At 72.8% G+C, this 15,346-nt stretch carries 11 protein-coding genes; 6 read left to right on the top strand and 5 right to left on the bottom strand.

The genetic code is table 11. The features are described 5' to 3' along the window. Positions 1-92 precede the first annotated feature (92 nt). The 3 genes from ACWCPW_RS20325 to ACWCPW_RS20335 all read left to right on the top strand — a co-directional run bounded on the left by ACWCPW_RS20325 (position 93) and on the right by ACWCPW_RS20335 (position 4,123). Positions 93-1,274: an amidohydrolase gene (locus ACWCPW_RS20325; RefSeq protein WP_449762967.1), complete on the top strand. Its 1,182-nt coding sequence runs from the start codon at positions 93-95 to the stop codon at positions 1,272-1,274. A gap of 327 nt (positions 1,275-1,601) precedes the next feature. Further along, a complete protein-coding gene (locus ACWCPW_RS20330) occupies positions 1,602-2,831 on the top strand; it encodes a serine hydrolase domain-containing protein (RefSeq protein WP_449762968.1) in 1,230 nt (409 codons plus the stop codon). A 74-nt stretch (positions 2,832-2,905) separates the two neighbouring features. Further along, positions 2,906-4,123: a serine hydrolase domain-containing protein gene (locus ACWCPW_RS20335; protein ID WP_449762969.1), complete on the top strand. Its 1,218-nt coding sequence runs from the start codon at positions 2,906-2,908 to the stop codon at positions 4,121-4,123. 1 nt (position 4,124) lies between these two features. Here ACWCPW_RS20335 and ACWCPW_RS20340 read toward each other — a convergent pair whose 3' ends face one another. From ACWCPW_RS20340 to ACWCPW_RS20360, 5 genes are all read right to left on the bottom strand, one after another. Beyond that, positions 4,125-4,355 carry a phosphopantetheine-binding protein gene (locus ACWCPW_RS20340; RefSeq protein WP_449762970.1) on the bottom strand — a complete coding sequence of 77 codons (231 nt, stop codon included), beginning with the start codon at positions 4,353-4,355 and terminating at the stop codon, positions 4,125-4,127. A gap of 7 nt (positions 4,356-4,362) precedes the next feature. Continuing rightward, complete coding sequence (locus ACWCPW_RS20345; RefSeq protein WP_449762971.1) at positions 4,363-4,995, bottom strand: isochorismatase family protein; 633 nt, start codon at positions 4,993-4,995, stop codon at positions 4,363-4,365. 53 nt (positions 4,996-5,048) lie between these two features. Beyond that, positions 5,049-6,686, bottom strand: a complete 1,638-nt coding sequence (locus ACWCPW_RS20350) for a (2,3-dihydroxybenzoyl)adenylate synthase (protein ID WP_449762972.1) — start codon at positions 6,684-6,686, stop codon at positions 5,049-5,051. Next, positions 6,683-7,870: an isochorismate synthase gene (locus tag ACWCPW_RS20355; protein ID WP_449762973.1), complete on the bottom strand. Its 1,188-nt coding sequence runs from the start codon at positions 7,868-7,870 to the stop codon at positions 6,683-6,685. Before ACWCPW_RS20355 ends, ACWCPW_RS20350 begins: the two co-directional genes overlap by 4 nt. Positions 7,871-8,019: 149 nt before the next feature. Next, positions 8,020-8,799 (bottom strand): 2,3-dihydro-2,3-dihydroxybenzoate dehydrogenase, encoded by a 780-nt coding sequence (locus ACWCPW_RS20360; RefSeq protein ID WP_449762974.1) that lies wholly within the window; start codon positions 8,797-8,799, stop codon positions 8,020-8,022. 283 nt (positions 8,800-9,082) lie between these two features. Between ACWCPW_RS20360 and fhuB the strand changes: the two genes are divergently transcribed. The 3 genes from fhuB (at position 9,083) to secA2 (ending at position 15,261) form a co-directional block, all read left to right on the top strand. Next, complete coding sequence (gene fhuB, locus ACWCPW_RS20365; RefSeq protein ID WP_449762975.1) at positions 9,083-11,347, top strand: Fe(3+)-hydroxamate ABC transporter permease FhuB; 2,265 nt, start codon at positions 9,083-9,085, stop codon at positions 11,345-11,347. A 316-nt stretch (positions 11,348-11,663) separates the two neighbouring features. Beyond that, complete coding sequence (locus ACWCPW_RS20370; protein WP_449762976.1) at positions 11,664-12,554, top strand: SigB/SigF/SigG family RNA polymerase sigma factor; 891 nt, start codon at positions 11,664-11,666, stop codon at positions 12,552-12,554. Between the two features lie 367 nt (positions 12,555-12,921). Continuing rightward, complete coding sequence (gene secA2 / locus ACWCPW_RS20375) at positions 12,922-15,261, top strand: accessory Sec system translocase SecA2 (RefSeq protein ID WP_449762977.1); 2,340 nt, start codon at positions 12,922-12,924, stop codon at positions 15,259-15,261. The last annotated feature ends 85 nt before the right edge of the window (positions 15,262-15,346 follow it).

Genomic DNA, 15,346 nt, shown 5'->3' on the forward strand with positions numbered 1-15,346 from the left:
CGGCACGCGAAGTTAGGTAAGCCTAAGCTATCTTCCGAGGGTCCGTCAGGGTGCCCCCGGGGCGAAGAAATCTCGATGAAGCGGAGCGGAACATGAGCGTGGCCGACGTGGCGGACCGACCGGCCTCGGATGCCGACCGGGCCGCGATCCGCGATCGAGTCCTGGCGGATCGGGACGAATTGCTCGCGCTCAGCCGACGCATCCACGCCCACCCGGAGCCGGCCTTCGCCGAACACCGGGCCTCGGCCTGGTGCGCGGACGTGCTGCGCGCGCACGGCTACGCGGTCACCGCGCCCGCGTTCGGCCTGGACACCGCCTTCGTGGCGAGCATCGGGTCCGGCCCGATCACGGTCGCGATCGCGTGCGAGTACGACGCGCTGCCCGGCCTGGGCCACGCGTGCGGACACAACCTGATCGCGGCGGCGGGCGTCGGCGCCGCCCTCGCGCTCGGCCCGGTCGCCGACCGGCTGGGCCTGACCGTGCGCGTGGTCGGCACCCCGGCCGAGGAGCGCGGCGCGGGCAAGGCGCTGCTCCTGGACGCGGGTGCCTTCGACGGCGTGGACGCGGCGATGATGGTGCACCCGTGCCCGTTCGAGGTGGCCGAGTTCCGCTCCTTCGCGCTCGGCACACTGTCGGTGGAATACCTCGGCACCGCCGCCCATCCGAGCCTGAACCCGCACGAAGGACGCAGCGCCGCCGACGCGCTGACGGTGGCTCAGGTCGCCCTGGGCCTGCTGGGAAAGCAGTTGCCGACGGACTGGCGGGTGCACGGGATCACCACGGCGGCGGGCACCTCGCCCAACGCGGTCCCGGAGCGGGCCACCGCCGAGTACGAACTGCGCACCACGGACGCGGCCGACCTGGCCGAACTGCGCGACCGGGTCGAGGCCTGCTTCCGGGCCGGCGCCCTGGCGATCGGCTGCGAGGTTCGGCTGACCCGCCCCGAGCCGGACTACCTGGACTTCCGCACCGATCCGACCCTGATCGCGCTGTGGCGGGCCAACACACGGGAGTTGGGCCGCCCGGACCCGATCGAGCGACCCCCCTTCGCGTGCACCGACATGGGCAACGTCTCGCATGTGATCCCGACGATCCATCCGGTCCTGGACATCACGGGAGGCACCTGCGGCCCGCACGAGGCGGCCTTCGCGGAAGCGGCGATCTCCCCGGAGGCCGACCGGGCCATCCTCGACGGCGCAACGGCGATGGCCTGGACCGCGATGGACTACGCCCTGCTGCGCCGCGGAGGGGGAGCACCGGAAACGGCGGGATAGCGGCACGAACGCCTGGGCACAGCGGCACCACCGCCCGTCGACGGTCCGCCGGCGGGGCGAACGCCCGTCCGCAGTCAGCCGGTTGCGCCGACGCCCAGCCGCGTTGGGGCGAAACGCTCCCACTGCGGCAACGCCCGGCCGCGGTGGGAGCGTCCCGCCCACGCCCGTGCACGGTGGCGCGGCGGCCGCGGCACGCCCCCGGTTCGGCCTGCCCCACCCTCGCCGCACCGGGTTCCACCACCTCGCGTCCGGGTGGCCGCACGGTCGTGGCCGGGCACAGGAGCACGCGATGGTGGAGCGGTAACGGTGAACCCCTGAGGAGTCGTCGTGTCCGTACCCATGGTCCGTGTCCCCGACAGCCCCGCCCTCCTGAGTCGTCGTCGCTGCTGTGCGCTGGCGGTGGCCCTGACCGGGTCGACGATCGCGTTGGCCCCACCGGCCACCGCCGCCGAGCGCCGGCCGCCCATCCGGGACCGATTGCGCCATGAGGCGGAACAACTGCTGCGGGACGGTGGCTACGTGAACGCCGCGATCGTGGTGCGCGACGGGCGCGAGCGCAGTCAGGCGTACGCGGGGCCGGCCGACCTGCGCACCGGGCGGCCCGTACCGCACGACGCGCGGCTGCGGATCGGCAGCGCGACCAAGGCGTTCGTGGCCACGGTCGTGCTGCAACTGGTGGCCGAGGGACGGCTCTCGCTTGCCGACTCGGTGGAGCGGTGGTTGCCCGGGGTGGTCACCGGCAACGGCAACGACGGACGCCGGGTGACCGTGCGCCACCTGCTCCAGCACACCGGCGGCCTGCACAACTACTCGATCGAACTCCCGGATACCGCAGCGGGTTTCGAGCAGGTGCGGTTCCGCGACACGAACGCCCGGGAGCTGGTCGACGCGGCGATGCGGTTCGCCCCGAGCTTCCCGCCCGCCGCCCCCGAGGACCCGACGCCGAACTGGGAGTACTCGAACACCGGTTACGTCCTCGCCGGGATGATCATCGAACGGGTCACCGGGCGCGCCTGGGCGGACCAGGTGCGCACCCGGGTGCTGCGCCCGCTCGGCCTCGGCGACACCTACGCACCCGGCGGCGATCCGACCCTGCCCGAACCGTACGCGCACTCCTACCACCGCTTCCCGGACCGGGACGCCTGGGTGGACACCACCATCCGCACCATGTCCTGGGGCGACGCGGCCGGCGAGATGATCAGCACCCACGCCGATCTGGACCGCTTCTTCACCGCGCTGCTCGGTGGCCGACTGCTGCCGCCCGCGCAACTCGCGCTGATGCGCGCGACCGTGCCGATGCCGGCCGACTTCGAGCAGGTCATGCCGGGGGTGCGCTACGGCCTGGGGCTGATGCGCCAACCGCTGCCGGGCGGCGGATACCGCTGGGGGCATGGCGGCGACATCGAGGGCAGCAAGATCCGGATGGGCGTCACCGAGGACGGCCGACGCAGCGTCGTGATCGTGGTCAACGGCACCGACGACGGCGACGACATCGGGCTGCGCGCCGAGGTGGCCGTACAACGACTCACCGACCGACTGCTCGCCCCGAAGACCTGAGCGCACGTCGGCCACCCCCGACGCGGCGCCCACGTCGGTCGCCGCTCCCGGACACCTCCATGGAGGAACGAGCGATGAACTCGACGACCACGCCCATGCGTTCGAAGCCGTACCGCGCCGCCTGTCTGCTCGCGGTCGGCCTCGTGCTCGCCACCACGACCACCGCCACGGCTGCGGTGAGCGAGCCGTCCGCCGCGCGCGACCCGGTCGCCTCCCGCCTCCAGCGCGACACCGACGCGATCCACGACGCCGGCGCGATCGGCGTCACCGTGCGCTACACCGCGCCCGGCGCGGTGCGCACCGCCCGAAGCGGCGAGGCCGAATCGCACACCGGCCGACCGGTGCCCCGGGACGGCTACTACCGGATCGGCAGCACGACCAAGACCTTCGTGGCCACCGTCACCCTGCAACTGGTGGCCGAGGGCCGGTTGCGGCTGGACGAGCCGATCGAGACCTGGCTCCCGGGGGTGGTGCGGGGCAACGGCAACGACGGCCGGCGGATCACCCTGCGGCACCTGCTCCAACACACCAGCGGCATCCCCGGCTACACCGCGCTGCCTTCCGCCGTGCCGGCGCTGTATTCGGCGCGCGGCTACCGGGAGAACCGCTTCCGGCACTATCGGCCCCAGGACCTGGTCGCCGCCGCGCTCACCCTGCCCGGCCGCTTCGAGCCGGGTACCGCGTGGGCCTACTCGAACACCAACTACCTGCTCGTGGGCATGATCATCGACCGGGCCACCGGCCGCTCGTGGGGCGAGGAGGTACGCGACCGCATCCTGCGCCCCCTCGACCTGCGCGACACCCGGGTCCCGGGCGACGACCCGTATCTGCCGTACCCGCACGCACGGGCACAGCACACCTTCCCGGGCGACACCCGGCCCACCGACACCACCGTGCTCAACCACACCGTCGCCGACGCGGCGGGGGCGATGTACGGCACGCCGAGCGACATCGACCGGTTCCTCGCCGCGCTGCTCTCGGGTCGGCTGCTCGGGCCCGCCGAACTCGCCGAGATGCGCGGTACGGTGCCGATCCCGGACGAACCCGGGCGCGGCTACGGGCTCGGTCTGGAGAGCACCGAACTCACCTGCGGCGGGCGGTACTGGCACCACGGTGGCAACGATCTCGGCTTTTCCGGTGAGAACGGCGTCACCGCCGACGGTCGGCGGGCCGTCCTGGTCGTGCGCAACGGCGTCGACGAGAACGACGAGGCGGGCGGTGCGCGCCAGGACGCGGCGACCAAGGCGCTGATCGACCACGCGCTGTGCGCGCCGGACCCGTCTCGTCCGTGAACTACTGCTTGGATGACAGCAGTTCGGCCCAGCCCTCGAGGGTGGGCCGCTCCGCGAGGTCGGCGAAGTCCACCACGACACCGTGTTCGCGGGTCCAGCGTTCCACCAGGGCCATCACCCGCACGGAGTCGAGGCCGTAGTCGACCAGGTTCTCGTCGTCGGGGATGTCCGTCGGGTCCTCGCCGAGGATGTCGGCGACGTCGGTGCGGATCAGTTCGAGAGTAAGCGCCATGTCCGATCTACTTCCCCGCGAACAGCGACTCGGTGTCGGTGACCACCGCGCAGTTCGCGGCGGCCCAGTGCAGAGCCATCCGATGGTTGTCCGAGGTGAAGTCGGCCACCGCGTCCGCCACCACGAAGGCCCGGATGTCCTGCATCCACGCGTCGCACGCGGTGGTCATCACCCCGATATGCGCGTACACCCCGACGATCACCAACTGGTCGCGGCCGAGTTCGCGCATCCACGCGCGCAGCTCGGTGCGTACGAAGGCGCTGTACTTCCACTTGGTCAGCACGGTGTCGGCGGGGCCGGGTGCCACGGCGGGCGCGATCGCCGCCGCGTGCGGGTCGTCCGGCAACCCCGGACCCCAGAAGTCCTGTTGCAGACCCCGCTGTTCGGCACTCTGGCCGCCGGGCTGCGCGGAGTAGACCACCGGCACACCGAGCCGCGCGCAGTCGACCCTCAGGCGGGCGATGTTGGCGAGCAACTCGGTGACCGGTGAGGCCTCCGGCTCGAACGCGGACAGGAAGTAATTCTGCAGGTCGTGCACGAGCAGCACGGCACGCGTCGGGTCGACGGTCCAATCCACCCGATTCGTCGGCAGATCGGCCGCGTCCGGCATCGGATAGGGGGCGATCTTCGGCAATGCCATGGCGGGTGCGGCCTTTCGGGGCGGAATCGACAAGGGGTGCGGGACTTCGTTGCTCAGGTGCGGTGTTCGGCCTGTCCGGCGGCGATCGCGGCACGCAGGTCCTTCTTGCTGACCTTGCCGACGCCGGTGTACGGGAACGTCTCGACGAACTCGACATGGTCGGGCACCTTGTACCCGGCCAGGCCGCGCTCGCGGACGAAGCGGCGGATCGCGACCGGCTTGAGCGGTTCGGCGCCGGCGCGCAGGATCACGTACGCGCAGGTGCGCTCGCCCAGGTAGGCGTCCGGCACCGCGACCACGGCCACGTCGTGCACCAACGGGTGGGCGAGGATGTGGTTCTCCACCTCCTCGGCCGCGACCTTCTCACCGCCGCGGTTGATCTGGTCCTTGGCCCGGCCCTCGACCACGAGGTGGCCGGAGGGGAGCCGGCGGACCACGTCCCCGGTGCGGTAGAAACCGTCCGCGGTGAACGATCTCGCGTTGTGCTCGGGCGCGTTCCAGTAGCCGCGAATCGTGTACGGACCCCGGGTGAGCAGGTGTCCGGTCTCGCCTTCGGGCAGATCCACGTCGGCGTCGTCGACGATCCGGACCTCGTCGTCCGGCGAGATCGGGCGCCCCTGCGAGGTGACGATCACCTCGTCGGGGTCGTCGAGTCGGGTGTAGTTGACCAGGCCCTCGGCCATCCCGAACACTTGCTGGAGCGTGCAGCCGAGCGTGGGAGCGACCCGGCGGGCCGCCTCCTCGCTGAACTTGGCGCCGCCGACCAGCAGCACGCGCAGGCTGCTCAGGTCGAAGCCGCCGCGCTGGGCCGCCTCGGTCCAGGCCAGCGCCAGCGGCGGCACCACGCCCGTGATGGTCACCCGTTCGCGTTCGATCAGCGCGAACGCCACGTCGGGAGTGGGCCTGGGGCACAACACGACGCGCGCTCCGGCGTACAGCGCGCCGAGCGTGCCGGGTGAGCTGAGCGGGAAGTTGTGCGCGGCGGGCAGCGCGCACAGGTACACGCTGTCCGCGTCCACGGCGCAGATCTCGTTGGAGCCGCGCAGCGAGTAGATGTAGTCGTCGTGCGTGCGCGGGATCAGCTTGGGCACGCCGGTGCTGCCGCCGGACAGTTGCAGGAAGGCGAGTTCGCCCGGGCGGGGCGGGTCGGTGATCTCCACCGGGTCGGCTTCCACGTCGGACAGCGCGGTGTGCTCGCCGGGGTCGCCGACCACCAGGACGTGCTTCAGCGAGGGCAGGTCGGCGCGTACCCTGCTCGCCAGCGCCCGGTGGTCGTAGCCCTCGCAGACGTCCGGGATCACGTAGGCGACCGCCTCGGTGAACGCGCAGAAGTAGGCGATCTCGGTCTCGCGGTGCGCGGGCAGCGCGAACACCGGCAGCGCGCCGATCCGGAACAGCGCGAAGACCACGCCGAAGAACTCGGCCACGTTGGGGAGTTGCAGGACCACCCGGTCGCCCCGGCCGATCCCGCGGGCGAGCAGCCCGGCGGCGATCCGGTCGGCCCGCTCGTCCAGGTCCGCGTAGGTCCAGCGGCGGTCGCCGTCCACGATCGCGATCCGGTCCGGGTGCGCGGCGGCGCGCTCGCGCAGCATGCCGCCGAACGTCTCGCCGCGCCACCAACCGGCGGCCCGGTAGCGCTCGGCGAACTCGGCGGGCCAGGTGGGCGCGGGCACGAAGTTCGGGGCGCTCATCGCCGACCCGCCACGGCGTGCAGGAAGGTGCCGAACTTGGCCTCGGTCTCGGCGGTCTCCGCCGCCGGCGAGGATGCCGAGACGATACCCGCCCCGGCGTACAGGCGCAGTGTGTCCGTGTCCGCCTCGGCGCAGCGGATGGTGACCACCCATTCCCCGTCGCCGTCCGCGTCGCCCCAGCCGACCATGCCGGTGTACAGGCCCCGGTCGAACGGCTCCAGGTCGGCGATCGCGCGGCGCGCGGTCGTGGTCGGGGTGCCGCACACGGCCGGGGTCGGGTGCAGCGCGCAGGCCAACTCCAGCGCGGAGGCCGGGTCCTGCACCGGGAGGGTGCCGGTGACGGTGGTGGACAGGTGCCACATCGCGGCGGTGCAGACCAGGGTCGGCCGTTCGGGCACCTCCAGCGTCTCGCAGTACGGCGCGAGCGCGGCGCGCACCGCGGCCACCACCACGGCGTGTTCGTGCAGGTCCTTCTCGGATTCGAGCAGGCCGGTCGCGCGGCGCACGTCCTCGGCCAGATCGGCGCTGCGTTTGGCGGAGCCCGCCAGCGGGTTGGCCAGCACGCTCCGACCGCTGCGCGAGAGCAGCAACTCCGGGCTGGCGCCGATCAGCGTGCTGCCGGGTCGTACGCCCGGCACCGCGAATGTGTAGCCCAGCGGGTCGCGGCGGGCCAGCCGCTGCAACAGCACGGGTATGTCCAGGGGTTCGGGCGAGCGCAGTTCCAGCGTGCGGGCCAGCACCACCTTGTCGAGCGCGCCGGCGCGCATCCGGCGCACGGCCTCGGCCACGCCCGCCTCGTACACCTCGGGCGCGGGGACCGGGCGGATGTCCCAGGCGGTGCCGGTCGGTTCGGGAGCGGCGAGCGCGATCAGCGGGTCGGCGGACAGCGGCGGGCCCCAGGTCGCCGCCTCCGGGACCACCAGCGCGGCGCGCTCTCCCTGGTCGAACGGGATGGCGCCGAGCACGATCGCACTGCGCCCGCCGACCGGACTCGCGGCCGCCAGCGTCTGTGCCACCCGGGCCGCCAACGGCCGCTCGTCGTGCCCGACTTCGGCTTGCGTGCCGTGGCTGAGCAGAGTGCGGGTGGGGGAGGCGAAGAAGCGCGCGCTGCCGGGGCGATACGCGTCGAGCAGCGCGGTCGCCGCGCCCACTGTGGCGAGACCGGTGGCTTCTGGGGTGGTCACCTGAGGCTCCTTTGATTCTCCGGCGGGATGCCGCGGAGTCCGAGCGGCTCGATCGGACGCCGAGCCGAAGCGGTGCGGGTGCGGGTGGTGCCCGCCGAGCCGGGCGGGACGGGTGTGGGTCGTGGCCCGGCGCGGGTGCTGAGGGTCCGTCACACGTGCAGCGTCGCGCCGCCGTCGACGTACATGTTGTGCATGGTGATCTGTTTGGCCCGGTCCGAGGCGAGGAAGACGACCGCCTCGGCGATGTCGGCGGGGTCGGCGATCCGGCCCAGCGGGATCCCGGTGCGGAAGCCGGCGAGGTCGCCCTCGATCACCCGTCGCGGGGCGTCCGCGTCGGTCCACAGGGCGCGTTGCATGGGGGTGTCGGTGGAGCCGGGCGAGACCACGTTGCAGCGCACGCCGCTGCGCGCGAGTTCCAGGCCCAGACACATCGTGAACATGGTCGCGGCGGCCTTGGACGCGGCGTACGCGGCCATCCCGGCGCGCGGGATGCCGGCCGCGTTGGAGCCGACCGTGACGATGCTGCCCGCGCCGCGTTCGGCCATCGGACCGGCCACCGCGCGGCTGGTGTGGAAGACCCCGGTGCTGTTGACCGCGAACGTGTCCGCCCAGGCCCGGTCGGTGAGTTCGGTCACCGGCGAGGTGTGCAGCACGCCCGCGACGTTGACCAGGATCGCGATCGGGCCCAGGTGCCGCTCGATCGCGGCCACGGTGGCGGTGACCGCCGGGTCGTCGGTGACGTCGAGCGGGTAGGCGACCACCGCGCCGGTGTCGTCGTCGGCCATCAGGGCCTTGACACCGACCGGATCGCGGTCGGTGGCGGCGACGGTGGCACCGTGGTCGACGAGGGCCCGGACGACGGCGGCCCCGATGCCCTGCGCGGCGCCGGTGACCACCGCGACGCGGCCGGCGAGGTCTGATGGGTGCACGAAATTCCCCTCGGCAAACACAACCCCGGAGTCGAGGCTTAGGTGAGCCTAACCTAACTTCGCACGTGTGGTCGATGGTGATGGGGGTGTCCTCGGGTCACTCGAACCCGCGCGGCCGACCGGCTCCCGCGTCCGGCGCGCACGCTGCGGAACACCGCTCGGATGCCCGCGACGGCGGCGCCTCGGCGCCGCGTTCACGAGTGCCCGGTGGGGTTCGGGCGGGCGTCCGGGAGGGTCCGGGAGCCCGTCGAGGAGCCTGGTCGTCTTAGGTTAGCCTCACCTTATGACTGTGCATCAGCCGATTCCGGGAAAGTCGGCGGGTCTCGCGAGCGACCCCGTCGACACGACGCCCGAGCCCGCCTCGGACGATCGCCCCGACGCCCCGTCGAGGAACCCGCACGGCCGGCGCACGGTGCTGCTCCCGGCGATCGCGCTGGTGGCCGGTGTGCTGGCGCTGGCCGGGCTCTCGCTCTCGGTGGGGGCCGGCGAGGTCGGCGCGCGCGGCGCGTTCGACTACCTCTTCGACCGGGGCGGCGCGCGCTCGGACAGCCATCTGACCCTGGTCATCCGGGATCTGCGGCTCCCGCGCACGCTCACCGCGCTGCTCGCCGGCGCCGCGCTGGGTACGGCCGGCTGCCTGCTCCAGACGGTCACCCGCAACCCGCTCGCCGAGACCGGCCTGCTCGGCGTCAACGCCGGCGCCTCGCTCGGCGTCGTACTCGGCATCACCCTGGTCGGCGTGCAGACCGGATACGGCTACCTGCTCTGGGCGTTCGCCGGTTCGGCCGTGGCCGGACTGCTCGTGCTGCTGATCTCCGGTCAGCGCGGCGGCGGTTCGCCGATGCGACTGGTACTCGCCGGCGCGGCGCTGAGCGCGACCTTCGGCGGCATCACCAACGTGCTGATCGTCAACTCGGCCGAGGCGTACGACACCTTCCGCTTCTGGGTGCTGGGCTCGCTGGCCGGCATCCAGGGCTTCGAGTCGCTCGGCAGCCTGTCCCCGGTACTCGCGGTCGGGTTCGCGATCGCCCTGGCGACCTCGCGCTCGTTGTCCGCCCTGGTCCTGGGCGACGACCTGGCCCGCAGCCTGGGCCACCGCCCGGCGGCGACCCGGGTCCTGGTCGCCCTGGCGGTGACCCTGCTCACCGCCTCCTCGGTCGCGCTGGTCGGCCCGATCTCCTTCCTCGGCCTGCTCGCGGGCTTCCTCGCCCGCACCATGGTCGGCCCCCGGATCCCGGCGCAACTGTGCTTCGCGGCGCTGATCGGCGCGGGCGTCCTGACCGCCGCCGATGTGGTGGCCCGCGTGGTGTCCCGGCCGTTCGAGGCCCCGGTCTCGATGATCGTCGCCCTGATCGGCGCACCGCTGCTGATCGGCGTCGTGCGCTCGCGGCGGCTGGGCGCGCTCGGCCTGACCGACCCGGCCACCGCCGAGCCGGTCACCCGCGGCACCCGCCGCTCACCGCTCCGGCCGCCGCGGGCACTGCTCGCCCGACTGCCGCGCCGGCTGCGCACGGTGCCCGAACACCTGGTGCTGCGCCGGGGCGGCCTGTCGCTGCTGCTGCCCGGACGGGCCGTGCTGACCACGACCTTGCTGGCCGTCGCCCTGGTCGGCGCGGTCGTCGTGTCCGTCTACTCCGGACAGCGCGAACTGGGCCTGGTCCGCACCTTCAACGCGGTCTTCGGCCGCGGCGACCACTTCGACGTGCTGCTCGTCCGGGAGTTCCGGCTCGGCCGGATCATCGCCGGGGTCGCGGCGGGCGCGGCGCTGGGCGTCGCGGGCTGCCTGACCCAGACTCTGGCCCGAAACCGTTTGGCCACACCGGAGTTGCTCGGTGTCAACGACGGCGCGACCGCGGCCGTGCTGATCTCCGTGACGTTCAGTGCGAGCGGCACCTTCGGCGCGTGGTGGGCCGGACCGATCGGCGCGATGGTCGCCGTCGTGGTGGTCACCGCGGTCGCCGGCGGTCTGGGTCAACGCGGATATCGGGTCCTGGTGGTGGGCCTCGCGTTGTCCGCGCTGGCCTCGGCGATCACCCAGGTGGTGCTGTCCCGACGCTCGCTCAACTCGGCCAGTGCGCTGTACGTGTGGAGTTCGGGCAGCCTGAACGGGCGCGGCTACGACGTGGCCGGGCCGGTACTGATCGGCTTGGCCGTGCTGGTCCCGCTCGCGCTCGTGCTCGGCCGCAAGTTGGACGTGCTGCGCTTCGACGACTCCACCGCCGCCTCGCTGGGTGTGGACCCGGCCCGGATCCGGATGATCTGCCTGATCGCGGCGGTGTGCCTGGCCGGGCTGGCGGTCGGGATCTGCGGACCGGTGGGCTTCGTCGCGCTGGCCGCGCCGATGATCGCCGGCCGGCTGGCCGGGCCGCTGCGGGTGCCGATCCTCGGATCGATGCTGGTCGGCGCGATCCTGATCGTGCTGGCCGACATGCTCGGCCGAATCCTGTTGGACGGTGCGGAGATCCCGGTCGGCGTGGTCGGCACGGTGCTCGGAGGACCGTTCCTGCTGTGGGTGCTCCTGGGCAGGTCGAGCGCGACCCGCGCCTAGGGCGGGTCGTCGATCCCCCGCCGGACTCCACGACGCCCGGCACCGCGTCCGTCCTGCGGGCTCCTCGCTGCGCTCACGCCGCGGAGCCCGATGGGGGATCGACGACCCGCCCCGGGCACGTCCCGGATATTTCCGGGGCGAACACGTGTACGTGCAAAGTGGCGGGGCAATTATGGCCGGGCACCGCTCATCACGCACCATGTGGGGCACGGACGTGGGGACACGGACGAGTACACCACGGACAAATACATCACAGACCGGTATGTCACAGACATATGCACCACGGACACGTACGACACAGAGGGGGAGGTCGACCATGAACCCGGGCACCGACACCGCGTCCATAGCCGCCGTGGAGGCCATTCGCTGCGCGTCTCCCGGCGCGTCGGAGACAGTCGAGGTGCCGATCGTCGAGTTGCCGGCCGTCGAAGACATGGCGGAGGTCACCGCGAGCGACGCGCGCGCGATGTCCAAGGTGCTCTTCGATCGACTGCGGGTGCTGGAGGAGGGCACGCACGAGTACCAGTACGTGCGTAACACCCTGATCGAACTCAACATCCCGCTGGTCCGGTTCGTGGCCGCCCGCTATCGCTCGCGGCACGAGTCGACCGAGGAGATGGTCCAGGTCGGCACGATCGGGCTGATCAAGGCGATCGACCGCTTCGACGCGTCGTTCGGGACCGAGTTCCCGACCTTCGCGATCCCCACCATCTCGGGTGAGATCAAGCGCTTCTTCCGGGACACCAGTTGGGCCGTGCACGTACCGCGCCGACTTCAGGAGCTGCGGCTCGAACTGGCGCGCGCCCGGGACGCGTTCACGTGCGAGTTCGACCGGGAGCCGACGCCGGGGGAGTTGGCCGAGCGGCTCGGCCTCAGCGTCCAGGAGGTCACCGAGGGGCTGACGGCCGCCGCCGGATATTCGGCCGCGTCGCTGGACGCGCCGGCCGGTGACGACGGTCCGACGGAGAGCTACGCCACGCGGTCCTCGTTCGTCGACCCCGGCTTCGAGACCGCGGAGAACCTGCATGTGCTCAAGCCGTTGCTGGCCGCGCTGCCGGAACGCGACCGGGCCATCGTGTCGATGCGCTTCGGCGAGGAGTTGACCCAGGCCCAGATCGGCGAACGGCTCGGGATCTCGCAGATGCACGTGTCCCGATTGCTCACTCGCATCCTGACCCGACTGCGAGCGGACTTCCTGGCCGACTGAGCCGGCGGGCGCGAGGGTGCCCGGGAGGGGTGACCGGGGGTGGTGCCCGGGGGCGGTGGGTGGCCCAGGTGCCGGGTGCCCACGCGCGGCGACCTCGCCGGCGCGGGATCGGACCGCCGCGCGGCCGGGAGCGCGGCCATCGCCTCCGGGAATCACCATCGGGTTCCGGCCGCCGAGGGGGAACAGGCGCACGGCTCGCTTCGTTGTTCGGTCGGCTGCACCGGGCCGAGCCGTCGGGCCGGGCGCGGGCCGACGCGATGGTGTCGGTGTGCGGGACGCGGTGCGTGGGGCGCGGTTGCCCATCGCACGGCGACCGGCGTACCCAAGACGACACGGGTGCGCACGCGCCCGCGGAAGTGGAGGCCCAGTGGGATCGTCCGGTGCTCTCACCCGATCCGTACGTCGCTTCCTGGGCAGACCCGGAACGGTGGCCCCGACCAGTCTGCGCCCGCTGGTGCGGCGCGCGGGGGAACGCGAGTCGGCGCTGCGCGAACTCTCCGACGCGCGGCTGCGGGCGGCGGCGGACGCGCTGCGGACCCGGGCCGCGACGGCTGCGTGGGACGACGACGCGCTGGTCGAGCTGTGCGCGCTGGGCCGTGAGGCCGGCTATCGCACGCTGGGGGAACGCGCCTTCGACGTACAGCTCCTGGGTGTGCTGAGCCTGCTCCGCGGCACGGTGGTGGAGATGGCCACCGGCGAGGGCAAGACCCTGGTGGGCGCGTTGGCCGCGGCCGGGTTCGCGATGCAGGGCCGGCGGGTGCACGTGTTGTCCGTCAACGACTACCTGGCCCGCCGCGACGCGGAATGGATGCGGCCGATCTACGAACTCCTGGGCGTACGCGTCGCCCACGTGACCCAGGACGCCGGCCACGCGCAGCGGCGGACGGCCTACGCCCAAGACGTCGTACACGTCGCGGTCGGTGAGGTCGGCTTCGACACGTTGCGCGATCGATTGCGCACCGACGCCTCGCAGTTGGTGCTTCCCGAGCCGGACGTGGCGATCGTCGACGAGGCCGACGCGGTGCTGATCGACGAGGCCCGGATCCCGCTCGTCCTGGCCGGCGGTGTGGCCTCGGGCCCGGACGAGGCCGAGGCCGCCCGGGTGGTCGCGGACCTGGTCGAGGGGCGGCACTACGAGGCCGAGCCGGACGGCATGACCGTGCACCTCACCGACGCGGGCGTGAGCGAGGTGGAACGCGCGCTCGGAGTGGACAACCTGTTCGCGCTCGGCATGGACACGCGCCTGTCCCAGGTCAACGTCGCGCTGTACGCGAGTGTGCTGCTGCGTCGTGACGTCGACTACCTGGTCCGCGAGGGCCGGATCAGCCTGGTGGACGCCAACCGCGGGCGGGTGGCGCAGCGGCAACGCTGGCCCGACGGCCTGCACGCGGCGGTGGAGGCCAAGGAGGGCCTGGTCGCCGGTCCACGCGGCGAGGTGCTGGACCAGATGATCGTCCAGGACCTGATCGGCGGCTATCCCACGGTGGCCGGGATGACCGGCACCGCGGTGATCGTGGCCGAGCAGCTCCGCGAGTTCTACCGACTGGAGACCGGCGACCTGCCGCCGAACGTGCCGTGCGTGCGCGTCGACGAGCCGGATCGGCTGTACGCGAGCGATCACGCGCGCGACGCCGCGCTGATCGACCTGATCGAACGCACCCACGCCACCGGTCGACCGATCCTGATCGGCACCCGGGACGTGGCCAAGTCCGAGCAGATCGGCGCCGCGCTGCGGGAGTCGGGGCTGCGCTGCGCGGTGCTCAACGCCCGGGACGACAGCCGGGAGGCGGCGATCATCGCGGACGCCGGAGTGGTCGGGGCGATCACCGTGTCCACCCAGATGGCCGGGCGCGGCACGGACATCCGGCTCGGCGGGATCGACGGCGCCGACCACGAACGGGTCGCCGAACTCGGCGGGTTGCTCGTCGTCGGCGTCGGCCGCTACCCCACCCGCCGCCTGGACGACCAGTTGCGCGGCCGGGCCGGCCGGCAGGGCGACCCGGGCACGTCGGTCTTCCTGACCAGCCTGGACGACGAATCCATCACCCGACACGCCTTCGACCCGCCGCCTCGGCCCACGCGAGTGGAGGCCGACGGCCGCATCCGGGACGCCTCGGTGCGCCGCTGGGTCGAGCAGGCCCAGCGGGTGGCCGAGGGCACGCTGCTCGACGGCCACCGCACCACGTGGCGCTACAACCGGCAACTCCGGCTCCAGCGCGAGGAGGTGCTGGAAGTGCGCCACCGCGTCCTGCACGGCGACGAGGCGGCGCGCGTCCTGGCCGGGCTGCGCCCCGAGCGCTGGGCCGAACTCCTGGACGAGGTGGGCGAATCGGTCCTGGCCGAGGCCGCCCGACAGCTCCTCCTGTACGAACTGGACGAGGCCTGGAGCGAGCACCTGGCCCGCACCGCCGATCTGCGCGAGGGCATCCACCTGCGCGCGCTCGGCCGGCAGAATCCGATCGACGCGTTCCACGCCGAAACGCAACGCGCCTTCGTCCCGCTGATCTCCCGCGCCCGAACCGCCGCGGCCGACCGCCTGGACACCGCGCACATCACCGCATCCGGCCTGGACACCGAACGTTCCGACGTGCAACGCCCCAGCTCCACCTGGACCTACATGATCCACGACCAACCCCTCGCGTCGATGGAGGATCCCTTCCTGACCACGATCGCCAAACGTGTGCGCTCCGGCGTCCGGGAGGACTGAGGGGGAGGGCCCGGCCGAGATCGAGGGCCGGCCGCGGCCTCCGGGCGGGGCCGGCCCGCCGACGGGAGCCGGCGCCGGATCCGGC

The sequence above is a fragment of the Embleya sp. NPDC001921 genome, from assembly GCF_053594475.1.